The sequence below is a fragment of the Phormidesmis sp. 146-12 genome (genome assembly GCF_052939495.1).
The window spans coordinates 52,540-79,037 of the sequence record NZ_JBJPHS010000005.1 but is presented as its reverse complement, the minus strand read 5'-3'; the positions used below and the strand labels follow the sequence as shown (position 1 = coordinate 79,037).

The following is a 26,498-nucleotide window of genomic DNA, read 5'->3' as shown; positions in this document are numbered from 1 at the left end:
CCCTCATGGCTCTGAATCTCCCTCGATCTCTCCGAGTTACCCGCAAGGGGTCGTCCTTCCTTAATTTCTCTGAGCGTCCTAGCCTGTCGTTAAAAATGATGCGGGTGGGGGCGCTTTTGACGTTGATTTTTGTGAGTATTGCGCTGCTGGCTCCGCTGTTTCAAATGATGGGAGCGCTGCAAAGTCCAACTGAGTTTTTAGATAATTCCCCTCACGATTCGCCTTCGATTAGCCACTGGTTTGGGACGACGAGTTTGGGCTATGACGTGTTTTCGCGGACGCTGTTTGGAAGTCAGGCTGCGCTTCAGGTGGTGATATTGGCGACGGCCCTGAGTTTGATCATTGGCGTTCCGTTGGGCATGGTGAGCGGCTACCTGGGTGGACGGCTCGATCGCTTCCTCCTCTTCATCATGGATACGATCTACACACTGCCGGGATTGTTGCTTTCGGTGACGCTGGCCTTTGTCGTAGGGCGGGGGGTTTTGAATGCGGCGATCGCCCTCAGTATTGCCTACGTTCCTCAATATTATCGAGTCGTTCGTAATCAGACGGTCAGTGTCAAGACAGAGTTGTTTGTCGAAGCGGCTCAAGCAATGGGAGCTTCCACTTGGCGAGTCCTTTCTCGATACTTATTTTTGAATGTGATTCAGAGTGTCCCTGTCTTATTTACCCTGAATGCGGCGGATGCCATTCTCACATTGGGCGGTTTGGGATTTCTAGGGTTAGGACTGCCAGATGATGTTGCCGAATGGGGACACGACCTGAGACAAGCATTGGATGCCCTCTCAACTGGGGGAATCTGGTGGACGGCGCTCTTTCCGGGGTTGGCGATGACGCTGATGGTGATCGGACTGTCGCTTTTGGGTGAAGGGTTAAACGAATTGACCGATCGCCAAAAAAGATAAGTCCTGTAAGTTCTTCGTTTGAGCGCACTCCTAAAAAACAAAAGCGAGTCACCCAGTCTATCCCTGAGAAAACTCGCTCTCTATCATGATGATCACATCGTTGCAGTCTAAAAACAGTGTTGATGCCCATCGAAATAGAAGCTAAGACTAGCCTCTCTTCTACTCCAGCAGGCACCACGTTGTGGGCTAACTGCCCATAAATGATAGAGAACTTAACCCTAGCCAACACCCTGACTCACCGAAGGAATTAGGAGTTAGTCGTTTGAGTTGCCAAAAGCTGCTTGAGCTTCTCAAGGTCTTGTGCCCAGCGGGGATCGGGCTGGATTGAGTCTGGGTCAGAAGCGGCGGGGGCTGTGCGACGAGTTTTGTTGTTGTTGCCGCCACCACTGCCACCTTTGCGACGACCGCCTGCCACAGGCGCAGCGCCCACAGGAGCGCTTACCACAGCACCCTCGGTGTCTTCACCTTTCTCTTTGGCGCGAGGTAAGGCCTTCTCAATTTTGATGACATTCTCTTTAACTTGAAAGCCATTGAACTTTTCGATTAATTCATCAGCAAGTTCATCAGTTTTGACCGTGACGAAGCCAAATCCGCGACATTTTCCGGTCTTACGATCGGTAATAATCTTGGCAGACGCATTGTCACCTGCTTCAGCAAAAACAGCTTCGAGTTCTTGCCGGGTTAGATCTTCGGGCAAATTGCCGACATACAAACGAATGGACATAATGGACACCTCCAGACTTGATCCTAATACACTTGCGTTGAGAGCGTTGACTTGATGTTGGCTGAGGACGGGCTAGACAGACATCTTAGAAACCACCAGGCTCTTCCCCTCACCAACCAGAGCGATCGCTCGTTGCCAGACAGTCTCAGGGTCGGGCTGACGATCGCTGGTAAGGAGACGACGAAATTTGGTCAGTGCTGGAGGGTCGAGGTTTAGCATCTTAACTGCTTCCTCGGATGTTCTTGCCATTCATTAAGGTACCATGCAGGCTCGCGCTCAGGGGGGCTAATTGGTAGATTTCAGCCTTTTGTTCTAGCTCTAGCGTCGCAATCAACGGTCTGTTTCGAGGTTTTTCTATCCAAAAGTAGACAATAAAAACCAGCCTTGGTTTGGCTGGCCAGCTTGCTGTGTTGGAAGGAAAAAACTGATACCAAGACCATCAAACCAAACGATCGCAAGAGACAGGATTGAGCCATGCCTGGAAGTATCAGCCCTCTTGTTAAGAAATGTAATACCTTTGTGAAAGAAACGCAACTATTCTTTACATTCCAACTTTGTCTTGAGTCACTACTAGCATCCTTAAAGAATGAGTACGATCGCGACCAAGATCGCCACGCCTGCGAGAACGGTAGACCAGATTTGATGACCACTGCGGAGGGTTCTATTAGCTGTGCGAATTGAGTTCACATCGATCCAGGGAGTGGCACCCCGACGAAACCACCCTGTAACCAGGACGGATTGATTAACCCAATCGACGGGATGAGCAATAAAAAGGTTGCCGATCGCGCCCAGTTGAGAAACGTAGTGGAGTTTGATACAGCATGTCGAGGTTTGTAGAATCAAGTCCTGTCCGAGCCAGTTGCCCAATCCAGAGCGTCCAATTAGGGTGCCTTCGAGTTGAACAAGTGGGCTATCGATCGGGACTGCATTTGGCTTAGTCACAAGATCCGATAGAGAGGAGTCTAATGGCTGAGTGCTCTTTGTCTGGATGTCTGGAAAGAAAGCATTAAATCGGAGAAAGGTGCCTAGCCCAAACCCCAGCAGCATAAAGCTGATGAATAGATCGTAGTCGCTGGCCAGCCAGGTGAGTTGGTCAATCCCAAATTGATAGAGAATTTGAGCGACAAACCAAAGAATTTGAGCCACCAAGTAACCTAGCAAAACGCCAAAAAACGGCGCACCTTGAAGCAGGATTCCCCGACTGGCAACTGGGTTCTGAGCTTCGAGATCCAGTTCGGGGGACAGTTGCCAGTGGTGAGCGTAGTTGGTGATCCGTTGGAGGCGATCGCCCATCAGGGGATGAGAATTATTCAAGGCTAACCAGCGGCGATCGGAATTCACTTGATCCCACATTAGTAACGATTTTATTGAAGTGTGGTGATACAAGCTGCCTAAATGGATCGGCGCATCACAGCCCATCGGGGTCAGCAGGTCGAAGGCTTGGAGCAAGTAGTCGGTTTGCTGATGGGTTTGGGTTGTTTGAGCAGTGCCGACAGTCACTTTTAATAAAGCGCGAGTCAATGCGTTGGGGTTGCCCGTCAGATTACAGGCAGTCCGATCGCTGTATTCCAAACGTTGCCTTGAGAGCCACAATCCCGACCAGCGCAGCAGCCAATAGAGTCCATAGCTGAGAGAAGCGACGATCGCACAAAGGTTTCCACCGATTTCTAACAGAATGGCAATTAGCCGATTTTCTCGCCGTCTCAGGTTGCTTCTTGCTTTTAACCAGCTTCCGGCTCTTGCGGTTTGCCAGTATAAGGTGTAAGGAAATTGCAGGACGATCGTGACCCAGGACAGCAGACAAAAATCCCAGTGAAGAATGTGCGCCAGTTCGCTGGCATAGAGAGTCGCGATTTCATCATCGGTCAGATGGTCGAGCAAACCTTGACTAACCACCACTCGCGCAACTTTTGGGTGACACCCGTAGCTAAAAGAGAGCGGAATATGGGTCGGCAAAAGACTCAACTGAGGCAGCGGCAGTTTTTGCTGTTGGCAGACGCGCTGAATCAATCGATGGGACTCTGGGCTGTACTGTCCTAACGTCGCCGTAGACAGCGGTTTCATGCCATACAGTCCTTTGAGCAATCCGTCTAGCAGCCAGGGCGACAGGACAAAAAGAATAATTAGTCCCAGAAGAATCGTGAAAAAGGGAATTTCGACCGACTGAATGGGGGCGCTCCATTTGAGAACGCTGGTGATAAATCGTGTCCAATAAACCGGAATCGTGGCGATCGCTCCATACAATCCGCTGACCAGACCAAAAAGTGCGATCGCGGTGCCCAGTTGTGCCCATTGCAGTCGAGCCGGGTGTAATTTTTTGAGCGGTTGCCAACGTTGGAGACGAGCGGGGGATTGAGGTTCAGAAGTTGGGGGTTGAGGAATTGGGGCAATCGGGCGATCAAGCGGTTGCGTAGGGTCTTCGCTGCCAGAGAATTCTTGAGAGGCGACCGGGGCAATGGGGACAAAGACCGATCTCTCTGAGTTACCCGCAAGGGGTCGCTCCGCTCTAATCTGAGCCGCTTCTTGAAATGGGACAAACCCAGTTGAGTCCGGTTCCTCTAATGCGCTGCCTTGCTTGCCTGCTTCCCAAATTTCGCCCAGCGCTTGAGTCGCCCAAGCTCGCACCTTGACATTTTCGCTACGGTTCAATTCTCGGCAAAGGATAGCTGCTTTTTTGGCTCGACCGCTTCGTGCATAGGCCATCACCAATCCCATCTGAGCCTTAGTTGCATCGGGACGATCGAGCGCACCCGCCTGAGCAGCTAAAAACCGCTCCAAAAGCCTGATTGCTTCTGGATAGTTGCCCTGCTTCACGGATGACAAACCTGCTTGTAAAACTTGGTTGGCATCAGCCGAATTGGAGGAAGTCATAGCGTTTTGGTAGATTCACAGCGATTTCAGGAAGAAAGAAGAAGGGATGAGGGATGAAGGATGAGGGATGAAGTGAATTGTATGTCTTCGGTTGGGAAAAGTGGACAGCGATCGATCAACTCACCCTAAAGCCTCTTTCCTACAATCCACCCAAAACTCGTCACCTATTTTCGCTCAAGTTCAGATCTTTTTTCATCCCTCATCCCTCATCCCTCATTCCTCACCCCTCATCCCTCCTAAAGCGCCATTGGCTCCTTACCCGACACCACAGGGGCGATCGCGCTCAACTTTAATTCTGGATGGTCTGCCTGGAGTTGTTGACAGTTCCATTCGTTGCGAAACAGCAGTACGGGGCGTTCCCAACTGTCTTTGACAGTCAGCGTGTTAAAGATTCGTCCCACTTTTTGCAAGGACTCCCAGCCGCCATCCACCCAGCGGGCTAAGGTGTAGGGCAAAAATTCGACCTGGGTTTCGACTCCATACTCGTTTTGCAAGCGAAATTGCACGACCTCAAATTGCAGTTGACCCACCGCCGCCAGGATCGGATCGCGCTTGGCATCGTCAGCAGAATACATGATCTGGACTGCGCCTTCTTCTCTCAATTCAGAAACGCCTTTGCGAAATTGCTTGAACTTAGACGGGTTGGGGTTTCTCAAGTAGGCAAAAATCTCAGGAGAGAAACAGGGAATGCCTTCGTATTCGAGCTTTTGACCGTTGTAAATGGTGTCACCGATCGCAAACACGCCTGGATTATTTAACCCGATCACATCGCCCGGATAAGCTTCCTCAATGACTTCTCGATCTTGAGCAAACAGCTTTTGAGGACGCGACAACCGAACTGTTTTTCCGGTGCGCGCATGGCTGACGGTCATATCTTTTTCAAATCTGCCAGAGCAAACTCGCACAAACGCCACACGATCGCGGTGTCTTGGATCCATATTGGCTTGCAGCTTGAACACAAATCCCGAAAACTCTGGATAGGTCGGGTCAATTTCGCCCTGAGTGCTGGTGTGTCCGCCGGGTTTGAGGGCGTAGTCCAAAAAGGCATTGAGAAAGGGTTCGACTCCAAAGTTGGTCATGGCGCTGCCAAAAAAGACCGGAGTCATCTGACCGCAATGCACCGCTTCAAGATCGAGTTCGGGGCCGACCCCTTCGACCATTTCTAATTCGTCTTTGAACTGGTAATAGACCTCTTTATCAACCAGTTGTTCGATTCGCGGGTCGTTGAGATCGATGGTGGTGTCGATCGCTTCTCGACTGCCGTGAACGCTGCGCTCAAATAAGTGAACTTTTTTCTCACGCCGATCGTAGACACCTCTAAACTGGTCACCTGTGCCGATCGGATAGTTGACCGCATAAGTCTGCAAGCCCAATTCTTGCTCGATTTCATCCATCAGTTCCAGCGGTGTGCGACTGGGACGATCGAGCTTGTTGACAAACGTAAAAATGGGCAGCGATCGCAGCTTACACACCTCAAATAATTTACGGGTTTGAGGCTCCAATCCTTTGGCCGCGTCAATTAGCATGACAGCATTGTCAGCGGCCGCCAGCGTCCGATAGGTGTCTTCACTAAAATCTTGGTGACCTGGGGTGTCGAGCAGATTAATTTGACAGTTTAAATACTCAAATTGCAGCACGGTTGACGTAATTGAGATACCGCGCTGCTGCTCCATTTCCATCCAGTCAGAAGTTGCGTGACGCTGGGCACGACGAGCTTTTACCGCGCCTGCTTCATGAATTGCGCCTCCATAGAGCAGCAGTTTTTCGGTGAGCGTGGTTTTTCCTGCGTCAGGGTGAGAAATGATGGCAAAGTTGCGCCGCCGATCGACTGCTTGCTGCAATTCAGCCTGGAGTTCAGTGGACATGCTTAGATGGGGAGAGATAGATTCAAGAAACGATCAAGGGATACCAACAAGTGATACCAATTCGCGGCTGGCGCTACAAGTCTCAAACTTTAGGCCTTAGACATTCGATTAAAGTCCAGTGTCTAGAGTCTTAAGAAGTGAATTGGTCTTACGATACCTCTTTAAAGATAGCGAGGAAAGGTTTGTTAAGGGCGATAATTCTGATCGGGAAACCGTCGATCGCGCAGTGTTGACTCTTTTGATAAGTCCCTTCGATAGAAAGCGGAAGGTTAAGATCATGGAAGACGTTGCTCAACGAAAGCTGTTATCAGCCGTCTGTCACGGTTCAATTTTCTTTAGTTCGCTGATTGTGGCGATCGGGATTCCCATAGCGATTCTCTTGGTTTCAGAAGACCCAGTTGTCAAAGAAAACGCTAAAGAAGCGATCAACTTTCACATTAATTTGTATATCTACGGCATTCTTTTCTCTCTGCTGATTTTTGTGTTGATTGGGATTCCTTTGCTGGTTTTGCTGGCAGTTGCTAGTTTTGTCATGCCTATTATTGCGATCGTCAATGTCGCGAGTACACCTAACAGACCTTATCGATACCCCTTCATCTGGCGATTGCTTTAAAACACGTTCCTCTCTTGTCCGTGAAATTACGGCTTCTTAATCAGAACTTCACTAAAGTGTGACAAACTTTGCTCAATTTACTTTGTAGAATAGGTGAGCAACAGTAAGTCTTATAAAGTCCTCTACCGTTGGACAGCCAACTTCAAGCATCTACCGAACTTAGCAAAACACACAGTAGACTCCCGTGAAGACTTGAACTCTGAGGATTTCATTCAGGTCTCATCGCTGCTGCGTAGATCTCTGTGTTCGTGGTAAGTCGGATCGATGTCGTACTTTTTTATACAAGAAAATAATGAGCCGCTTCAGTGGTTTAGAGGCGATAGTTTCGTGCGTCGGAGGCGATCGTCATGAGAGAAATTAATCGGTCTACTGATCCTTCGCTGACCGTCAGCCCCAAGCTTAACAACCTTCGATTTCCCCTTGACCCCCCTACTAACGGGCAAGGATATCGCTCCTCCGCTTTGGGCAAAGCCTCAATTGCCGCTGTACAAACTGCCTCCACTTCAGAGCTTTTTTGGTACAACACGAGCACAGCAGCGACGACAACCTGGGTGATGGATGGAACCACGAAAGTGGGCGATCGCCGCCTCATCCCCCTCGCGCCGCTTACCGACCTTAACTGGAACCCAGTCGGCACAGGAGACTACAACCGCGACGGGCAAGACGACATTCTCTGGCGCAACCGAGTCACTGGACAAAACGCCTGGTGGGTGATAAATGGCGATCGCGTTCAGTCTGTGGCCTATTTAATGACGGTGACTGACCTCAACTGGAACGTGGTCGGTACCGGAGACTACAACCGCGACGGGCAAACCGATATTCTCTGGCGCAATGCCGCAACGGGTGACAATCTGTGGTGGGTGATGAACGGCACAACGATCGCCAGGGTAGGATCTGTGCCGATCGAAAAAGCTCTGTCCAAGACGATCGTCGGAGTGAGTGATTACAACCAGGATGGGCAGCTTGACTTGCTGTGGCGAGACTCGGCGACGGGCGAAAATCGCTGGTGGGTCATGAATGGCAACACGACTACAGATCGACCCCTCCTGCCGCCCGTGGCACCTGACCTCAACTGGGAAGTCGCTGGAGCAAGTGATCTGAATAGTGATGGTCAAAGCGATCTTGTCTGGCGCAATACGGTCACAGGGGACAACACAATTTGGCTGATGAACGGTACTTCGATCGCGGATGCTGTCACCTTACCCAAAGCCGATCCTAAGCTGCAACTCGTTGGCTTTCTCAAGGGCGCTGTGGCTCCCAGGGTGACCCCGACTGTTGCAATTGCGGCCAACCTCGTCGCTGCTCAAAGTATTGATATGAGGGCGATCGCCCAAAGACAACCTTCTGCCAGCTTTTCGTCGAGCGATCGCGTTGACGGCAGCAACCTCAGTGATTTCTATCGCTTTAACGTGTCGCAATCGGGTGTGTTTAGCGCCAATTTGACTGGGCTAACGGGGGATGCTGATGTGCGGCTGATTCAAGATAAAAATCAGAATGGCGCGATCGACTCCGATGAAATTCTCGCGTGGCAATGGGAGCGGGGCACCATCAGCGAATCGATCCGGCGCTTTCTATCCACAGGTGACTATTTTGTGCAGGTGATGAGCTACGGCGGACAGACTGCCAGTTACGCCCTGGGGACAAGCTTCGCCGCCGCTCTATCAGCCTCCCAAGCGTTTGAATTTGAAATCAGTTTTGGGCAAAGTCTGAGTGGGATAACCCAAGCTACCAAAGACGCAATCACCTCGGCGGCTTCTTATTGGGAAGGCATCATTACCTCTCGCAGTGCGATTACTCGTTCTGGCCCGCTAAAGATCTTGATTCGCGGGGAGAGCCTCACCAACTCAAACGGAACGCCGGACACGGGCACGCTGGCACTTTCGGGGCCTGACTTTGATCTAGACGGCCCCAATCTCGTCATCAGTGGTGGAAGCAGCACGATCAACCTGCGACGGTTGGCTGAGTTTGATGCTAATCCTGGCTACCTGCGAGAAATCATGATCCACGAGTTTGCTCACATTTTGGGCTTGGGCACCCTGTGGGAACCTGCAAGATTCAGGAACTCAAATGGCACGATCTTTTCGATCGGCAAAAACCTCGTCAATCGAGCCACTTCAACCTACAGCGCCAACTCATATGCAGGTTGGGCTTATGGAGAGTTGTTGGGGACGACTGGACAGGTGGCCGTTCCGATCGAGCCACAGGTTTTTGCCCATTGGGACGAGAGCCGCTTTGATACAGAACTGATGACCCCCTTTGCAGAAACCCCTGGAGTGACGACTCCGACCAGTAAGCTGACACTGGCAGCTTTACGCGACCTGGGCTGGAACATCAATATGGGGGCGGCTCAGGCTTATACGCTTCCGGGGACAGCGGCGGCCGCTCCTATTCAGACAGCGATCGCTAGCAGTGGGACACGGGCCGCCTATCGAAGCAGTTGTGGCTGTGGTAGCTGTCTGGCAGCAGCGTCACGAATTCATGCAGTCAGCGGGCTTTCGGATGCTTTTCCACGGGTTTAGCGTGAACTCGATCAAATCCTTGGCTGCGGTTATTACTCCGGGCAGCCCCCTAAATTCCCCAAGTTTGGGAGACTGTGAACAAAAATCCTATCCGAAAGTTCCCTAGAATTGGGCGTTGGGGGGCGAAAGTGCTGAATCACGAAGCGAAAAAACGCCATCGAATTCACGCGGGTTTAGCGTTGATTTCTTGAACGCTTTTTTAAAATAAAACTGCCCACGACCTGAATTGAGGCCATGGGCATAGGGACAGTTAAACGCTTGGTTGTATTGTCATCAAATTTTCTCGCTTTGAGCCATTCTCTAGGACGGTTGATAGAGTGTCCATTGATCTGACAAGGTATAAGAATTTCGCCTCAAGTCTGAAGCTCCTTATTGAATCAAAATGGCGGTTGCAAACGCGATCGCAAGCACTTTATCAGATCTTTTGAGCATAGGTTCGATGAATTTTTTCGCTTGGGTATAGTGCTTTGCCTCCAACCTTTCAATTTCGGAGGACTTTGAGACAAGAATTTTAGTTGCGGGGAGATTTATCGAACTGGGGTTAAGTCAGGGCTGTGGAAGAAATGGGATTTTGGATCAATTCCGGTTTAGCGTTTCTTAGCGTTGAGAAATATAGAGAGCCTTTTGAATCTGTGAATGCGGTTGCTTGGGTCGATCGCATCTTTCAGGACATCGACCCTCGTTTCAGGCGGTTTTGGGATTGAACGGGTTGAGCATTGTCTCGTCTCCTGATCAAAAACGGTTCAGGTTGTAGATTTGCCAGTAAACTATGCCGCTAGGACACCTTTTGTTCCCTGGAGACCATGACCTTTCTTTCTCCGCTCTATGGCTTATTTTTGCTCTGCGTCATTGGCATTTATTGGTCTGTGCAACAGCAGTGGCTGCGATCGTGGCTGCTTTTTCTCACCAGTCTGATTTTCTACGCCTCGCTGCAAGCTCAATATATTCCTCTTTTATTGGCGGCGACCTATAGCAATTTTATTTTGGGGCGGGCGATCGGGGCCCCTCCGGATTGGCGTATCGAAGATTGGCAGTTTGCTCAACAAGATTGGAATCGTCGTCGCCTCAAGCTGCTCTGGTTTGGGGTGGTGATGAATGTGCTGCTGTTGGTCAGCTTTAAGTATGTGCCGTTTATTTTGTCGTCGATCGGCGGTCTTTTGGGCTGGTCAAGCGGGTTTCCCGCAGCGAAGCTGTTCGCTCAACAAGGTGCCAACTGGACAGACCAACATCTGATCGCACCGTTGGGGCTGAGCTTCTTTTGCTTTGAGTGTATTGCTTATCTGGTGGATGTCTATCGAGGCGCACCCGCCACCCAGGAATTTTTGGATTTTTCGGCGTACAAGCTGTTTTTTGCCAAGCTGATTTCGGGCCCGATCGTTCGCTATCATCCGTTTGCCGAGCAGGTGCGATCGTTGAAATTTCCGCGAGTTGACCAGATTGCGGAAGGGCTGTGGCTAATTGCCTGTGGTGCGATTAAAAAGGGACTGGTAGCCGATCGCTTGGATATTTTTGTCCGGCTGAGTTTTGACAATGTGCAGCGGGCTGGAAGCGGAGATTTGTGGCTGACTATTTTTGCTTATGGGTTGCAGCTTTATCTCGACTTTAGCGGCTACGTAGATGTGGCGCGGGGCAGTGCGTTGCTGTTGGGCATCAATTTGCCGCAGAATTTTGACTTTCCCTATTTCAGTACGAGTATTGCTGATTTTTGGCGACGCTGGCACATCACGCTGGGCGACTGGTTGCGAAATTACCTTTACTTTCCGTTGGGTGGGTCGCGTCAGGGGTTGGTTCGCACTTGTGGCAATTTGGTGATTGTCATGTTGATTGCGGGTATTTGGCATGGGGCTGCTTGGGGGTTTGTGCTATGGGGAGGACTTCACGGTCTGGCGCTGGCCGTTCATCGATTGACGGATCTTTGGGCACAGCGATCGCCCTCGGTTCAGAAATTTTGGCAAAGCATTCCTGGGGTTCTCGTCGCCTGGTTGTTGACTCAACTGATGGTGTTTGCCGCCTGGATCTTCTTTCGCTTGCCCAATCTTAAGGATTCTCTTTTTGTCGTTCAAAAGCTGTGGGGACAGACGGCAGATATTCAGTTTGCTCAGAAAGTTTATGGAGAAGCGATCGGGCTGTATCCCCCTCAGATTTTTGGGGCGCTGTGTGCGATCGTCTTTTGTATGGGAGTTGCCTATCTGCTGCAACGCAATCTCAAACTACAACTCACCTGGCATATCAAGCTGTTTCTGATTCCGCTCTGTTTGTTTGCGGTGTGGCTGCTGGCTCCCGAAGGAGGATCAAGATACATTTACTTCGATTTTTAGCGTCCTGTTGGAAGTTTCAAAGTCCCCCAGACTGGGGGATTTAGGGGGCGAAGCGGACTGGAACGGAGCGACAAAAATCTGTTCATGACTCCTTTAGAATTGCTATATTTCAAACCGCAATGGTTCTATTTCAAACCTGAAATTTTCCGGTTTGAAGTGGATTCACACGATGCAAAGCTCTACCAACCACGAAAGAGTTATCAGTCAACCAGGGCATCATTCTTAAATTTTGAGACAACCCACATCTCATCCTGCATCATGGAAGTAGAGTTTCTGAGAGCAACGTCTAATGAGTCAGGAAACGATATCGATCGCGGTGCAGCCGCCCAGTCATTCTGAAAATACGCGCACTCGATTTTGGGGCACCGTCACCCTGTTAGAAGAAGCCAAGCGCTATCGCATCAATCGCATCGAACTCAAGCCCGGACATCACATCACCACGCAAATGCACTACCACCGCAGCGAACATTGGGTCGTCGTTTCGGGAACGGCAAAAGTGATTTGTGATGGAGATGAGAAAATTTTGATCCAAAAGCAATCGACTTACGTCCCGGCTTGTACGGCGCATCGGGTGGAGAATCCGGGTGTGATTCCCTTGGTGCTGATCGAGATTCAAAACGGTGAGTATCTTGGAGAAGATGACATTACTCGCTTTGAGGGCGATCCTGAAGATGAGAATGGTATCAAAGCCCAGTCTAAAAATTAGAACTAAGAGTTGAAACCATGAGTCCTCAAGTGATTCAACAGTTGCCGATTCCGGGCCATTTCGATCGCGCCAAAGTCGGCGATGTCTGGCGGGTGCCTTATCAACAGCGAGCGATCGATGCAGAAGTTTGGGCAAAACAAAACGGCATTCGTCCGGCGGCTGACGATCGATTTCGGGTGTGTCTACTGGCGATCGATGTGCAAAACACCTTCTGTATCCCAGAGTTTGAGCTATTTGTAGGCGGACGATCGGGGAGAGGGGCGATCGATGACAATCACAGACTTTGTGAATTCATCTACCGCAACCTGGGTCAGATTACCGAAATCGCGCCGACGATGGACACTCACAGAGCGATGCAAATCTTCCATCCGATTTTTTGGATCAATCCAGCGGGCGAACATCCCATCCCGACAGCAACGATGATCACGCTAGACGATGTAAAAACGGGCGTGTGGAAGGTCAATCCAGCCGTCGCTTATAGCTTGGGAAATTACGAATCGCTGCAAAGTCACGCGCTCCATTACACGCAGCAGCTAACCGACAATGGCAAATATCCCCTAACAGTTTGGGCGTATCACTCGATGCTGGGCGGAATTGGTCACGCGCTGGTGTCCGCCGTCGAAGAGGCGATGTTTTTTCACTGCATTGCGCGAGGTAGTCAGACAAATTTTGAAATCAAGGGCGACAACTCACTGACCGAAAACTATTCTGTCTTGCGTCCCGAAGTCATGAATGGCGTAGATGGCGTGGCGATCGCCCAGAAAAACAGTCGTCTGATCCAGAAGCTGCTCAACTTCGATGCCGTCATCATTGCGGGTCAAGCCAAAAGTCACTGTGTCGCCTGGACGATCGCTGATCTATTGACCGAGATTCAAGCCATCGATCCAAGTTTGGCTAAAAAAGTTTACCTGCTAGAAGATTGCACGTCTCCGGTGGTGGTGCCGGGAGTGATTGACTTTAGCGATCAGGCAGACCAAGCCTTTGATCAATTTGCCGAGGCAGGAATGCACCTGGTTAAATCTACAGACCCCATGAGCGAGTGGCTTTTGAAGTAGGGGTTTGTAAGAACGTTTCTGTTGGACGGCTGCCGACAACCTATGTACACGACCAAAAATTCTCTTCAGTCTGCTCTAATAGGGTCGTTATGACGAAACTCCAAACCATACCGCATATTTAAAGAAACCTTTGAACGACATCGATGATCTTCTGTGATTCTTCTGGCGCAGACTCAAATGCACTCTTGACTAGATAACTTGCTACAACCGTTTCATCGAGAGTTAGTGTTTTTGATACCTCATAAAACTCATTATGCTTGCCGGCCCTAGATGCTGAATCTAACATTTCATCGACTTCTGCTTCTGACATTTGTAATTCTCGCTCAAATCTTTCATAAAAAGGTTGTCTGTTGCTAGGTGCTACAATCTATGATTCAGGCCATTTGCTACCTGGTAGAAATAGTAAACGTTTGTCTACCCAGTCTTTGGCTTCTTGCTGTTCTATAGGGTTCTCAACAGCCTTTATAAACTGTTTAATTTGCTCATTTTTTTGCGATAATTTGTCACCATCAAGAAACACAAGAACTTCTACCGCATCATCTTTTTTATGCCTAGCTTCTTTATATCTTGCAGCAAGATGCCTCATGACTGCTGCGGCCGAACCAATAGGTAGAACCTTTGTTCGTAAGCGAAGCTCTCTATTTAGAACTGTTTCTAGTATCAACTTTGCGGCTTCGTCTTCCACAAGAATGTCTAACTCGACGTTTGAACGACCCGAAAGCTTACCAGTTGCATAAGCTGGTGAAATTCCAGGGATGATATCAGTCTCAGTACCAGTTCGTTCAAGAAAGATTCTACCTTCTGGAGGCAAACATTCAAGAATATGAGAGGAATGAGTGGCGCAAATGATCTGGAATTTACGCTTCTTGCAAATTTCTTTTAGTTCTTTAATTAGATTTTCTTGGGCTTTCTCGTGAAGACCTAGTTCTATTTCATCAATCAAAATGAGAGAGCCATCTGGACACTCATTAATAATTGAAAATAACTCAAATAAGGAATGTTCTCCTGCTCCCATGTTGAAACCAGAATAGACCTTCCGATCTTTTTTGGCTACGACAGGTAAACGATATTTAGAGTGTCGTCTATAGCTAAAACTGGCATAATCAGTCCCAAGGATTTTGCCCACAACTTCACGGACATCATCTTCCCACCCGTGATCAGTTCCTAGCTTAAATTTACCTCGATAGCTCTTGGATACACTTCTTTCTGAATGTGGAACGATTCGTTCAACGCCAAGAAATACGACAGTACGCTTCAACCTAGAATCATAGTTATTCCAACGACCTCCTAGCTTCTTAATGCGATATTGCCAACCTGCCCCAGGTTCGCGGCCCTTCCAGTTATTGTGAAGAATTTCACAGCCGATTTGAATACCACCAAGTGCAGCTTCTTCTTTTGTTTGAATGAAAAAATCTGAAAAAGTGTAGTAAGATTGCTTCCTGCCAGATAGTCTAAAGCCGTTAGGCGCATTGTGAAAGGCGCATGCCGATAGCGCTAAAACTGTTGTTTTGCAAGAGCCATTACGCCCAGCTATAGCTGTTATCGGATACCGGAAGTCTACGGTGACATTCCTAAGACCTCGTATTTGACCTCGCGAAACCTTCACTGTACGCAGCGTGGCGCACGAATTATTATTGGGAAACCAATTGAGGTTCTCTTGATCTAACTTTGAGTAGTTGTACGCCATTTAGCAATTATCAGTAGTAGGTTAGGCACAAAACAGGTCAGTACTACTGACTTCTAAATGGCAATTATAGTTGCCTATCTCAGGCCTTGTATAGTTGCCTATCTCAACCCTTGGAATGCTTCAAACGCACTTTCTCTTAATCGACAGCCCTTTAAATGCCGTACTCAAACAGGTAGAGTGTATTGAAATCTGCGGCATGAGTAATTTACACTCCAGCTTTGAAGATTTGGTTAGCCGTTAGCTGAAGGTCTGGCAAGGTTGTAGAAAGCAGACGGTCATTGCCTCGAAATTGCTGAACCTGATACTCACCATCCATTAACTGATAGATAGAAATCGTCGGAGTTTTGGGAGAACCAATATAACGGACGGCTCCTAACGCTTTGAAGTCTACAATCCAATACTCAGCGATTCCAAACTTCTCGTACTCGGCTAACTTGATCAGATAGTCATCTTGCCAATTGGTGCTGACCACTTCGATCACCAGAGGCGCAGATTCTCCCCGGATAATGGTTGAAGCTTTCTCCCATAACGGCTCGGTGGATAGAGATTGTCGATCGAGTACCACCAAATCGGGTTTGTAAGCATTACGCGAAGTGCTGGGCTTGACGGTGCAGGTTCTTGGCAAAAAATAAAGCAACTGCTGGCGACGAATCTCAAAATTTAAGTCAGCCACCCCAAATGCAATGACTTCCTCATGACTGCCTGTTGGATTCACCTCAACCATTTCTCCATTGATCAATTCATAAATGCCGCCGTCGTCTGGGTACTGCGCTAAAAACTCTTCAAAAGTCAGGGGATTGGCGAGTTGAATCATGGGAATTTCCTCTAAAGCTGACACTGAGGGCAAAAGTGGGCCGATCGTCCCGCCAGTTTCATTCGTTCGATCGTCGTCTCGCAAGTCTTACAGGCTTCTCCATCGCGACCATAAACCCAAGCCAGTCCGCCATAATTGCCATTCACACCCGACACATCTCGAAAATCGCTAAACGTGGTGCCTCTTGCGGCGATGCTGTCTTGTAAAACTTGAATGACATTCGATCGCAGCCGTTTAATCTGACTTTCCTGCAAATCAGCGCACAGCGTTTTGGGGTGAATGCCGCTCAGAAATAGGGCCTCATCTGCATAAATATTGCCAACTCCTGCAACCAACGCTTGATCGAGAAGAGCAGTCTTGATCGATCGCTGTCGATTCTTCAATTTTCCTGCAAAGTAGTCGTCTGAGAACTCTGCTGAAAAGGGTTCGGCTCCCAGGCGTTGCAGTCCCGTGATGATCGTTTTAGCGTCATGCGCGATCGGCACCCACCACATTTGCCCAAAGGTTCGCTGATCCACAAATCGCAGTTCTCGCCCATCGGGAAAAAACAGCCGGACTCTCGTGTGTTTATGCAACGGTTCGTCTTGACTGACCCAGAGAAGCTGCCCCGTCATTCGCAAATGAACGCCCAACCAAGAGGAATCTGAAGCATTTTCAGGCGTGAGTTCTGCCAGCAAATATTTTCCGTAACGGTGCCACTGAGCGATCGCCATCCCTTGCAGTCCTGTCAAAAACTCGACGCTGGAATGGGGATGAGCGACCGTGCGATCAAGCAACACCTCGCCCCCTTGAATCTGCTGGTTCAGGGTTACCTGATTTAAGCCAATGCGAACCGTTTCAACTTCAGGAAGTTCTGGCACAAAAATAGACCCTAGACAGAGAATGAAAAACGAAGGATTGAAAATGAACGGCTGGGTTCATCCTCTCTTCATTTTGACTCATTCCGTCTAAGGCCTTGAGATTGAATTGTCGGAGTGAGTTACCGAGCTTCCGTTCCCTGATTAGCATCGCCCTGTACTTTGGGGCTGCCGCTGGGGGTTTCTGAGGTTGAGCTTTGTTTGGCTGCGACCCCGCTTCCAGTTTGACGAGCGGCTGCATCGATCGGGGTTTGCTTGCCACCGGGCATTGTTGCAGAGGGCTTCTTACTGGGTGGTGCAACCTCTACAAGCTCGCTCTTGGCGAAGTTGTTGGTGTTAACCCCGGAGTAGCTCACCTTGTCAAACCGAACGATAACATCGTATTTGATGCCACTTTGGTCGATCGACGCAACGGTGCCGACATCTTGAAACCAGTAGGATTCTTTGCGAAGGATACGAACTTTAGAACCACGCTGAACCATGAGTATTTTTTCCTTTTATGATCAAACTTCAACTCATACAGCCAATTGTCATCACTTTACTATGGAGTGGAAAAGCTTCGACTCTCAAGGGCTTGGGTTGAAACAAACCGAAACAATTGGGAAGAAGTGAGGAGTAAGGGGTGAGGCGTGAGGAGAGGGTTTGAAATTCGCCCGTGTTCTTGCACTCAGTTTTGATCTTTTGGGTAGCTTCTGCCTCGCCATTGGGTAGGGGTGCGAGTTGAGGAGAGGAAGATTCGCAACACGGCGATCGGATCAGCTAGCGGTGACAGCCAAAACAACCAGGCAGATTGGGCTTGAGTACGATCGTAGGAGGGAGCGATCGCCCAATTCAACGCAATCCGAGTGGCGACTAAAAAGCCGTTTAGTCCGAGGGCTGTCAGCGCAGGAATTGTGGTGTTGCCGCTACCCACTAATAGGGCGGACAATATCAACATCGGTAGGGGCAAGCCTTGAACGGCCGTCAACAGCCACAGATCGCCCCACACTTGACCCGGCGAAGCCGCATCCTTGAGATCGAGCGATCGTCCCCATTCATTCCAGGTTTCTAACGCGCCTTCGTACATTCGCACTCTCAGCACTCTTGCGCCATCCAAAAATCCGACTCTGGCTCCGCTGGCGGCGGCAAATCGAGCCAGGGTGACATCATCACAAAAAGAATTTCGAGCACTGGTGTAGCCATCTAACTGAACGAGCAGCGATCGCCGACAAAAGAAACATTGCCCATTCGCCATAATGCGCTCTGGAGCGTTGCCTTTTTCTCCGGCTGGCCCAAACCGATACACCAAGGTCATCAATAGGGCGGGTTGTAGCCAAAGTTCACCGGGATACTTTAAGACAAACTGAGGTGATAGAGAAATCAGATCGTAATTTTCGGAGTAGGCTGTCTCGATCAGGCTGGCAACCAACCCAGGGTGAGGCTGTGTGTCTGCGTCGATGCCCAAAATCCATTCGCTGCGATCGCGACTTGCCAAAAATCCAGAATGCAGCGCCCACGGGCGACCCACCCAATCAGACGGCAGCGGATCATCGTTGATTAAGCGAAACCGTGGGTCAGCTTTTTGGGCCGCTTTCACTAAATCGGGCGTGCCATCGGTGGAATGACTATCGACGACGATAATTTCTCGCACTTCGTAGCTTTGCCGACTTAATCCATCTAGACAGGGCGCAATGCGGTTGGCTTCGTTGAGCGTGGGCACGACGACACTGACCAAACCGACTGAATCTGGGGCAGGCGATCGTGGTTCTAGAGGCGGGTGACGAGTGGGCCCCTTGAGCAATCGGGAAAGCAAAATGGCCACTGCGGGAAGCTGAATCACCAGCAGCGCCAAAAATCCAGCGTCCTGAGTTGCATACGTCTCATTGAAACTGACCACTCCCAGACAAAACACCCCAAATTCCGTTACTATCGTCAACCCCCGACCCTCGCATGTAAGTGATGAAGCAATTTGTGGCACTCATTTCTGAGAATTATTTCTGAGAATTACTTCTGAGAAATCACCGAAACCACAGGCGTATCTTGTTTTTGCAAAGAGGATTGTAGGGCATTTTCTAGCTGAGTGGCGGTCGAAATCGGTTTGGCAATCCACCAGAGAACGATCGCAGGCACCACACCCAACAACACACTCAAAGCCGTCGGAATCCAAAATCGAGAATCTAACTCAGCGACGGTAATGATCGCCCCAAACGCAAAGTTGATCAGATAAACCGCCAACGGGACGGTGAGTTGACTTCGGCTCAAGTTCAGCGGCGCTTTGCCCCAAAACAGAGACGCAACCGACATAAAGACTACGCCCGTCCCAAACCAGCCCGACAAGTTGCGGTAAGGCATTCCAAAAAACGCACCTAACTGTTTAAATTCCCAGAAAGGATAGGGAGTTTGGCTCATTGCGGGGTCAAGCACAAAGTCCCATGCCGTTAGTAAGACAGAACCAAGGGCGATCGCTCCCACCAGTCGCGCCCAAACCGGAAGTTCCAGGCTTTCTAACCCTGCTCTTGCCAACACATAACAAGCCAGCCCCACATAAAACCAGGACAGCGGAATCGTAAACGGCACCAGACCCGCAATCTTGTAGCCCAATCCGCTCAGATAGCCATATTCACCAAACGGAAAGCCCGTACTGGTTCCCAGTAGTTCGCTACCCAGAGACAAAAAGATCGACGGCAGCATAAAAGTTAGCCAGTGTCGCAGACCCAAAACTCGGTAGGCGTAGAGGGCGATCGTCACAGCACCCAGCAGAATGTAAGCCACCCCTCCGTTTGCCATACTCCAGCCAAAGGCCGTTTGACCAAAAGGCGGCAGGGCTTGAATAAAATCAGCATTGGGCAACACCAGCAATAGGCCTGCCAACCCAAACGCCAATGCCAAAGTGTGACCAACCAGGCAGAAGCGCTCAATCGTCATCAGTTGCTTCATAGGACTCCTCAGAAAATGGGGCACGGTAAACGCTTGCTATACAGTTTACAAATCTTTAACCGATTTCTCTCATTCGATCCGTGTTTTCTCAGAATTGGGGCGAAAAGGGAGGGATGAGGGATGAAGGAAACCTTTGTTCCGCTTCGCGAGGAGGGATGAAAAAGAAGCAGTGGCAAGTCGTCGAGTCATTCACCCGGTTTCGCTCGTCTGTAGCCTTTTGATAGCGACGTTCTGAAATTTCAAGATTAATTGGAGAATTACCCTTCCTCCCTCCTCCCTCCTGCCTCATCCCTGCTAAAATCCCCAACAGTTCCTCGCTGTTCTTGGTTAGAATAGCAGCCCTCACCCTGAAGCGATTCGCTGAATGACTCAACTCAATAGTGCATTCACCCTTTTTCTGAGCTTGTTGGTCGAGGCAATCCCCTTTTTGTTGCTGGGGGTATTGTTTTCTGGCTTGCTGCAATTTTTTGTGGATGAGCGACGATTGCTGGCAATTTTACCGAAGAATGCTCTGCTGGGCGCGTTTGTCGGAAGCTGTATCGGTTTTTTGTTTCCCGTGTGCGAGTGTGGCAATGTGCCTGTGGCGCGGCGATTGTTGATGCAGGGTGCTCCAGTTTCGGTGGCGATCGGTTTCCTGCTTGCGGCTCCGACCATTAACCCGATCGTTTTTTGGGCGACATGGACAGCCTTTCGTGATCAGCCAGAAATTGTATTTTTCCGCATCGGATTTTCTTTGCTGATTGCAACTGTAATTGCCTATATTTTTAGCTTTCAAAAAGATCTGCGTCCCTTATTGCAGCCCAGTGTAGCCACGGCGATCGCTGTCCGACGCAAGCGAGACGTACCCGAACTCTCAATTTTGAGTACCAATCAACCTTCTTTGCTTCAGTCAGGAACCTATTTTTTGGGACAATCAGCCAAACCTCTGATCACTGACCCAGCCGAGCTACAAGCGGCTATGGTCGGCATGAAGCCCACTCAATATCGACTCAGACTGCTGCTCGAAAACACGATTCAAGAAATGCGCGAACTGGCGGGTGTGCTGGTCTTAGGAAGTGCGATCGCTGCCCTGCTCCAGGTTTTTGCCCCGCGTGAAGTCATTCTGAGTCTGGGTCAAGGCCCTATCACCTCCATTTTGGCCATGATGCTTTTGGCGGCGGTCGTCTCTATTTGCTCAACGGTCGATGCCTTCTTTGCCCTTTCGTTTGCCTCCACGTTTACCAGCGGTTCGCTCGTCGCCTTTTTGGTGTTTGGCCCAATGATCGACCTCAAAGGCATCGGTTTAATGTTGTCCATCTTCAAACCGAGAGCCATCTTCTACCTCTTTGCCCTGGCCGCCCAACTCACCCTGGCTCTTACCCTCTTTCTCAACCTATACGTAAGTTGAGCAGTCAGAAGTTGGCGTTCAGAATCAGTCCAGAATACTAAATCCAGAATTCCAAACCCTCATCCCTCATCCCTCCCCTATGTCCCGCAACTTCTCCCGCTTTTTGCCCTGGTTGGATGTGTTGGCGATCGCCGCCTGGGGTGGTCTGTTGCTCAAATACTGGCTTTCAGAGCGGCTTTATTTGTTAATCCACCCGAGCTATATGTGGCTGACGGTGGGGGCTGGGTTTTGTCTCCTGGTGATTAGTGGTCTTAAAGCGGTGGTGCTGTTGACCAGTCGGCGTGAGCGTCAAGGGCCGCCTGTGCAACATTTGAGCCTGTTTCCGCCGGGGTGGAGTAGTCTATTGCTGTTGGGAATGGCGATCGCAGGTTTACTCATTACCCCGCGAGCTTTTGCCAGTCAGACGGCCCTCGATCGAGGCGTGACGGATGCCATTACGCTGACGCGGGTCAAACCTCAGACTTTTACAGCCTCCTCTCGTACCGAAGATAAGACGTTGATTGATTGGATTCGGACGCTCCAGGTGTATCCCGAACCCGATGCTTACACAGGGCAAAAAGCAAAAGTTCAGGGATTTGTCGTCTATCCGCCCAATGTGCCAGAGCAATATTTTTTAGTTACGCGATTTGTGATTACTTGTTGTGCAGCGGATGTATATCCCGTGAGTTTGCCCGTGAAGTTGACGAAGGGCGATCGTAATGCCTACAAGCCTGATAGCTGGCTAGAAATCGAAGGGCAAATGGTGACTGAAACCTTTGAGGGCAGACGGCAGCTAACGATTCAGGCAGCCAACTTAAAACCAATTCCTGAGCCGAAGAATCCCTATAACTACTAAGAAAGGGATGAGGGATGAGGGATGAGGGATGGGGGATGAGGGATGAAAGAATCGCTCCAAGCGCAGTTGTATACCTGTGGACTTCTCTTCGATCGCCTCTTTTTAAAGATGACAAACACTTCATGAATCAATGTGTCTTGATCAATGCAGAGTGAGTGATTTTTAACGCATACATCTATACAAAGATAGAGAAAGGAGGGCTTGGGTAAAGCATAATTTTTGCATTTGTTTTGCAGCCTCAAGGGTTGTAGCCTGTTGGTAATTCTGAGAGAGCTTGGTCAATTTATTAAGAGTTATTAATTTGCTCTTAAATAGTGAAGCCGCCGCAATTTTTCTTAATCAATAGAGTATTCTGGTCATTTTTTTAATAAAAGCTCAAAGGGTTGCCCCACAATCGATCGACGGCTTAAACCACGCAAAAGATACCCTTCATACTCTGGCTACGTTAAATAAATCAATCATGAGTGTCGCGATCGTGCGTGTGAATTTTCATAAAGTAAGCTTCACTCATCTAGAAGGTTTCCTTATACTAAATTTCACATCGGTGATCTTCGGGGATCGCTACAAAGCCTTTTCAAAACTATCAATAAACCCTTAGCTCTGGGAGAGAGAATCATGGCATTGGCACAAGGTCAAAGTTTTAAAAGTTTCTATTTCTTAACGATGATCAAAAGCTTTTTGATCTGGACTTTTACGCTCACTGTTTGCATGATCGTGATTGGTTTTCCAGCATTGGTTTTAGTGGTTTCAGTGGGCGCTTTGTTGGCGGTGACTTTACATGCCTTGATGCCTTTTAGTGCAGTTTTATTGATTACCGTTGGGATGATTGTCATTCACGCAGTTGGGATTATGTTGGGAGCCGCATACCTGACAAGTCGAGGGATTCATCCTCAAGAAGTCGAATGGTTGCGTTGGCTTCATGGTCAAGAAGACCCCCTTCATACATCCGTTTATGCGGCTTGCCCGCTCACCTGCGACCTCAAGTTTTAGCGTTGAAAACGGTTGAGTTGTGATGTGAAAAGGTTTAGAGAACGTACTTTGAATGTGTGGAGTGTTTTGCTTCTCTAATTCTGATTAGTCATCGGTTAACAGGTCCTGACTGCCCAGCTTCGGCTGGGTTTTTTATTGGCTAATTGAGTTTGAGGATGAAACCGATCGTGGCATCGATCGCGCTCGCACTTTTTGAGCAATCCAGGATTAGCAAGACTTTTTTGCACTCACAAAACCTGTCGGATCTTTGGGGTAAGCTTCAGAAAGCTGGGGAAGGTTGAATTTCTCGATCGCCTGCCGCCCTGTTCCATGATTCAAAATTCTTATGCTCAAGTCTCCCATTCCCGTTTGCATCATCGTGGGCACTCGTCCTGAAGCGATCAAAATGGCTCCTGTGATTCAGGCCTTCAAGCGATCGACGGTGTTTGATACCCAGGTGGTTTTGACGGGTCAACATCGAGAAATGGTCGATCAGGTGATGCAGTTGTTTGATCTAACTCCTGACCACGACCTGGCAATTATGCAGCCCAAACAAACGCTGACCGATATCACCTGCTGGGCGCTGCGCGGACTGGAAGATCTGTTCCAAAAAATTCAGCCCAAAATGGTCTTAGTCCAGGGCGACACGACGACCGCGTTTGCGGCAGCTTTAGCCGCGTTTTATCAAAAAATTCCGGTGGGGCATGTCGAGGCGGGATTGCGTACCGAAGAATTATTTAATCCGTACCCCGAAGAAGCCAATCGGCGGCTGGTTTCTCAGATTACCCAGCTTCACTTTGCGCCCACCGCTTTATCAGTCGAACATTTGCAGCGATCGAGCGTTCTGGGTGAAATTCATCAAACGGGTAATACGGTGATCGACGCACTTTTGGCGGTTGCCGATCGTCAGCCGACCTGTGAAATTCCTGGCTTAGAGTGGGGTAACCATCGCACAATTTTGGCCACCGTTCATCGCCGCGAAAATTGGGGACAGCCGCTCCAAGACATTGCCCAAGGCTTTCTAAAAATCTTGAATCAGTTTGATGACACGGCTCTCTTGCTGCCGTTGCACCGTAACCCAACCGTACGAGACCCTTTGACGGCGATTTTGGGCAGCCATCCCAGAGTGTTTTTGACCGAGCCACTCGACTACACTCAACTCGTCGGAGCGATGCAGCGCTGTTATCTGTTGCTCACCGATTCGGGTGGCATCCAGGAAGAAGCGCCAAGTTTGGGTAAGCCTGTGCTGGTGTTGCGAGAAACGACCGAACGCCCAGAAGCCGTCATAGCCGGAACTGCAAAACTGATTGGGACAAATCCTGACAAGATTTTTGAAGCTGCCAGCAAGTTGTTGAGCGATCCGCAAGCCTATCAGGTCATGGCGAATGCAACCAGTCCGTTTGGAGATGGGTATGCAGCCGATCGCATCCTACAGATCGTTGAAAAGTATCTGCACTAGCTTCGCAAAAGCTCACTCCTCTGGGGGCAGTTCTGGACGTTCTTGCTGTTGATCCAGAAGGGCTTTTTTTGAGTCTTTAAGCTGATTCCACAGGTTTTTGATTTCTCTGTAAGCGTCCTCTGGCGGGATTTTGCCTCCCGTTTCTAGCCCACAGAGCAGCGATACGCGACTGGCAAATTCTTGAAGGTTGGCGTTGAAGGCCAAATGTTCGGGTGTAAATTCGCCTCGATAGCGCCCGATCGGGGTTAAAAGGTCTTGTTTCTCGATTTCTTTATTGTCAACTTCTTTATTGTCAACCACGAGTTTTCTTTGGGTGTAAGGTTTAGGGACAACTCTCTCAACATCGAGTCGCTTCCGCTAACTTAATGGTAGGTTTAATCCCGTTTAAAGGAAATCGGGACATGGCCAGTCACAAAGCATTTTTTAGCACTGCGCCTATCTGATCGATCGCTTCGTCAACATCTTTTGCAACAAAAACCTGATCTTTCGCTAAGTCAGTAAAGAACCTTTGGCTCATCGCATCATCGTTTAGAAGAATGATTTGCTTGTTGGCCTTGAGCGCCAGCGCAATTTCTGAAACGGTTCCGACTCCCATTCCACAGGCGATCACCACTCGGCTTGACAACACGTTGATGTTATTGCGGGCATTTCCCAAATCAGTGACGATCGTGATATCCACCGCCGGAGATGGACAAGTCTGAACATAGGGGAGAATGCCGATCGTCAGTCCTCCAACACTTTTTGCGCCTCGGCTGGCTGCATCCATCACACCGACTGTTCGTCCCCCTGTGAGCACGATCCAGCCTGCTTGAGCAATGCGTTGACCCAATTGGTAAGCGCGATCGCAATCTGCCTGAGTCGCGTGCTCTCCGGCTCCCATTACACCGATAATTATTTTGCTCATCAGACCATAAGGATTCTTGGTCTCTCTGAGTGTAATAAGTTAGTAGGACGGTGAGACGGGTCACACTACAAAAAGACTCGACCTTTAAGACTCGACCAAGACTTGATCGCCCTATGCCAGATTCCTCTTTTTTGCCCCAGGTTTCGGTAGTTGTGCCGATTTATAACGGTGAAGCAGATTTGCCCGATCTGCTGGAATGCTTGCTTGCCCAAACCTATTCCTGCGATCGAGTGGAATATCTGCTAGTTGACAATGGCAGCGACGATCGCACCTCTGAGCGACTGCAAGCCGCAAGTCAGCAAGTCTCTACAATTCATGCTCTGACCGAGACGCAAATTCAAAGCTCCTACGCCGCCAGAAACACAGGAATCCGGGCTGCCAAGAGCAAAATTTTGGCCTTCACAGACGCGGACTGTCGCCCAGAAACCGACTGGCTACTCAATCTGGTACAGCCTTTTGTCGATCCTGCGGTTGGCTTGGTCGCTGGAGAAATCAAAGCGCTTCCGGGTCACAGTTTGCTAGAAAGACACGCCGATCGCCAGGAAACGCTCTCTCAAAAGCACACGTTAGCGAATGCGTTTTGCCCCTATGGGCAGACGGCCAATCTTGCAGTCCGGCGACAAGCTTTTGAAACAGTCGGATTGTTTCGTCCCTATCTGACGACAGGCGGCGATGCTGATATCTGTTGGCGCATTCTCAAAGAAACCGCTTTTGAATTACGCTTTGCCGAAACTGCGATCGTTCGTCATCGTCACCGAGCCACGCTGTCAGACCTGCAAAGCCAATGGCGCAGATACGGCAAATCAAATCGCTACCTGCATGAGCTTCACGGCGTAGACCTGATGCGCGAACCCAATCTGCAAGAATACCGCTACCGTCTAACTCGCTGGCTGCTCAAAGAACTCCCGATCGCCACCGTCAAAACGATCGTCGGCAAAGCCACCCTTGTCGATCTATTGGAAACGCCGATCGGACTGATTTGTGCCCAAGCCCGCGCCACCGGACAGCAACAGGCAAAGCTTCCCCCCCAAGCCCATCAAATCGATCGCCTGGTCGAAGATCACGCTTCACGCGACCCTCTACCTCATTCCTAA

The 26,498-nt window shown here is 49.6% G+C and carries 24 protein-coding genes; 11 read left to right on the top strand and 13 right to left on the bottom strand.

The window, feature by feature from the left end; translation table 11 throughout:
- Positions 1–5 precede the first annotated feature (5 nt).
- Positions 6–905 (top strand): ABC transporter permease, encoded by a 900-nt coding sequence (locus tag ACKFKF_RS03985; protein ID WP_446866482.1) that lies wholly within the window; start codon positions 6–8, stop codon positions 903–905.
- A gap of 247 nt (positions 906–1,152) precedes the next feature.
- Here ACKFKF_RS03985 and ACKFKF_RS03980 read toward each other — a convergent pair whose 3' ends face one another.
- The 4 genes from ACKFKF_RS03980 to prfC form a co-directional block, all read right to left on the bottom strand.
- Positions 1,153–1,629 (bottom strand): RNA recognition motif domain-containing protein, encoded by a 477-nt coding sequence (locus ACKFKF_RS03980; RefSeq protein ID WP_446856812.1) that lies wholly within the window; start codon positions 1,627–1,629, stop codon positions 1,153–1,155.
- A 72-nt stretch (positions 1,630–1,701) separates the two neighbouring features.
- The gene (locus tag ACKFKF_RS03975; protein ID WP_446856813.1) at positions 1,702–1,848 is read right to left on the bottom strand and encodes a hypothetical protein; all 147 of its coding nucleotides are present in this window, start codon (positions 1,846–1,848) and stop codon (positions 1,702–1,704) included.
- Between the two features lie 360 nt (positions 1,849–2,208).
- The gene (locus ACKFKF_RS03970) at positions 2,209–4,500 is read right to left on the bottom strand and encodes a M48 family metalloprotease (protein ID WP_446866480.1); all 2,292 of its coding nucleotides are present in this window, start codon (positions 4,498–4,500) and stop codon (positions 2,209–2,211) included.
- A gap of 236 nt (positions 4,501–4,736) precedes the next feature.
- Positions 4,737–6,365 carry a peptide chain release factor 3 gene (prfC, locus tag ACKFKF_RS03965; protein WP_446866478.1) on the bottom strand — a complete coding sequence of 543 codons (1,629 nt, stop codon included), beginning with the start codon at positions 6,363–6,365 and terminating at the stop codon, positions 4,737–4,739.
- Positions 6,366–6,642: 277 nt separating this feature from the next.
- Here prfC and ACKFKF_RS03960 point away from each other — a divergent pair, with 277 nt between their 5' ends.
- From ACKFKF_RS03960 to ACKFKF_RS03940, 5 genes are all read left to right on the top strand, one after another.
- Positions 6,643–6,978: a DUF4870 domain-containing protein gene (locus ACKFKF_RS03960; RefSeq protein WP_446866477.1), complete on the top strand. Its 336-nt coding sequence runs from the start codon at positions 6,643–6,645 to the stop codon at positions 6,976–6,978.
- A 347-nt stretch (positions 6,979–7,325) separates the two neighbouring features.
- Positions 7,326–9,497 (top strand): FG-GAP-like repeat-containing protein, encoded by a 2,172-nt coding sequence (locus tag ACKFKF_RS03955; protein WP_446866476.1) that lies wholly within the window; start codon positions 7,326–7,328, stop codon positions 9,495–9,497.
- Between the two features lie 803 nt (positions 9,498–10,300).
- Complete coding sequence (locus ACKFKF_RS03950; protein WP_446866475.1) at positions 10,301–11,815, top strand: MBOAT family O-acyltransferase; 1,515 nt, start codon at positions 10,301–10,303, stop codon at positions 11,813–11,815.
- Between the two features lie 289 nt (positions 11,816–12,104).
- A complete protein-coding gene (locus tag ACKFKF_RS03945) occupies positions 12,105–12,521 on the top strand; it encodes a phosphomannose isomerase type II C-terminal cupin domain (protein WP_446866473.1) in 417 nt (138 codons plus the stop codon).
- 17 nt (positions 12,522–12,538) lie between these two features.
- The gene (locus ACKFKF_RS03940) at positions 12,539–13,576 is read left to right on the top strand and encodes an isochorismatase (protein ID WP_446866472.1); all 1,038 of its coding nucleotides are present in this window, start codon (positions 12,539–12,541) and stop codon (positions 13,574–13,576) included.
- A gap of 118 nt (positions 13,577–13,694) precedes the next feature.
- On the opposite strand, the gene ACKFKF_RS03935 is transcribed toward ACKFKF_RS03940, so the two are convergent.
- The 7 genes from ACKFKF_RS03935 to cruF form a co-directional block, all read right to left on the bottom strand.
- The gene (locus ACKFKF_RS03935) at positions 13,695–13,886 is read right to left on the bottom strand and encodes a hypothetical protein (protein ID WP_446866471.1); all 192 of its coding nucleotides are present in this window, start codon (positions 13,884–13,886) and stop codon (positions 13,695–13,697) included.
- Positions 13,887–13,943: 57 nt separating this feature from the next.
- The gene (locus tag ACKFKF_RS03930) at positions 13,944–15,182 is read right to left on the bottom strand and encodes an ATP-dependent nuclease (RefSeq protein ID WP_446866470.1); all 1,239 of its coding nucleotides are present in this window, start codon (positions 15,180–15,182) and stop codon (positions 13,944–13,946) included.
- Between the two features lie 286 nt (positions 15,183–15,468).
- Positions 15,469–16,077 carry a Uma2 family endonuclease gene (locus ACKFKF_RS03925; RefSeq protein ID WP_446866468.1) on the bottom strand — a complete coding sequence of 203 codons (609 nt, stop codon included), beginning with the start codon at positions 16,075–16,077 and terminating at the stop codon, positions 15,469–15,471.
- A gap of 11 nt (positions 16,078–16,088) precedes the next feature.
- Positions 16,089–16,937, bottom strand: a complete 849-nt coding sequence (locus tag ACKFKF_RS03920) for a DNA-formamidopyrimidine glycosylase (RefSeq protein ID WP_446866467.1) — start codon at positions 16,935–16,937, stop codon at positions 16,089–16,091.
- A gap of 119 nt (positions 16,938–17,056) precedes the next feature.
- Complete coding sequence (locus tag ACKFKF_RS03915) at positions 17,057–17,416, bottom strand: photosystem I reaction center subunit IV (protein ID WP_446866466.1); 360 nt, start codon at positions 17,414–17,416, stop codon at positions 17,057–17,059.
- Between the two features lie 185 nt (positions 17,417–17,601).
- On the bottom strand, positions 17,602–18,849 hold the full coding sequence (gene cruG, locus ACKFKF_RS03910; RefSeq protein WP_446856824.1) for a 2'-O-glycosyltransferase CruG: 1,248 nt from the start codon (positions 18,847–18,849) through the stop codon (positions 17,602–17,604).
- Positions 18,850–18,917: 68 nt separating this feature from the next.
- Positions 18,918–19,850, bottom strand: a complete 933-nt coding sequence (gene cruF, locus ACKFKF_RS03905; protein WP_446866465.1) for a gamma-carotene 1'-hydroxylase CruF — start codon at positions 19,848–19,850, stop codon at positions 18,918–18,920.
- A gap of 364 nt (positions 19,851–20,214) precedes the next feature.
- Between cruF and ACKFKF_RS03900 the strand changes: the two genes are divergently transcribed.
- The 4 genes from ACKFKF_RS03900 to wecB all read left to right on the top strand — a co-directional run bounded on the left by ACKFKF_RS03900 (position 20,215) and on the right by wecB (position 24,500).
- Entirely contained in the window at positions 20,215–21,237 is a 1,023-nt protein-coding gene (locus ACKFKF_RS03900; RefSeq protein WP_446856826.1) for a permease, read from the top strand.
- Positions 21,238–21,316: 79 nt separating this feature from the next.
- Positions 21,317–22,072 (top strand): TIGR03943 family putative permease subunit, encoded by a 756-nt coding sequence (locus ACKFKF_RS03895; RefSeq protein WP_446856827.1) that lies wholly within the window; start codon positions 21,317–21,319, stop codon positions 22,070–22,072.
- A gap of 615 nt (positions 22,073–22,687) precedes the next feature.
- Positions 22,688–23,062, top strand: a complete 375-nt coding sequence (locus ACKFKF_RS03890) for a hypothetical protein (RefSeq protein WP_446856828.1) — start codon at positions 22,688–22,690, stop codon at positions 23,060–23,062.
- Between the two features lie 325 nt (positions 23,063–23,387).
- Positions 23,388–24,500 (top strand): non-hydrolyzing UDP-N-acetylglucosamine 2-epimerase, encoded by a 1,113-nt coding sequence (gene wecB, locus ACKFKF_RS03885; RefSeq protein WP_446866464.1) that lies wholly within the window; start codon positions 23,388–23,390, stop codon positions 24,498–24,500.
- Positions 24,501–24,512: 12 nt separating this feature from the next.
- On the opposite strand, the gene ACKFKF_RS03880 is transcribed toward wecB, so the two are convergent.
- Together ACKFKF_RS03880 and ACKFKF_RS03875 are read right to left on the bottom strand one after the other, a co-directional pair.
- Positions 24,513–24,800: a DUF7219 family protein gene (locus tag ACKFKF_RS03880; protein WP_446866463.1), complete on the bottom strand. Its 288-nt coding sequence runs from the start codon at positions 24,798–24,800 to the stop codon at positions 24,513–24,515.
- 109 nt (positions 24,801–24,909) lie between these two features.
- The gene (locus ACKFKF_RS03875) at positions 24,910–25,404 is read right to left on the bottom strand and encodes a TIGR00725 family protein (RefSeq protein WP_446866462.1); all 495 of its coding nucleotides are present in this window, start codon (positions 25,402–25,404) and stop codon (positions 24,910–24,912) included.
- Between the two features lie 113 nt (positions 25,405–25,517).
- On the opposite strand from ACKFKF_RS03875, the gene ACKFKF_RS03870 reads away from it, so the two are divergent.
- On the top strand, positions 25,518–26,498 hold the full coding sequence (locus ACKFKF_RS03870; protein ID WP_446866461.1) for a glycosyltransferase: 981 nt from the start codon (positions 25,518–25,520) through the stop codon (positions 26,496–26,498).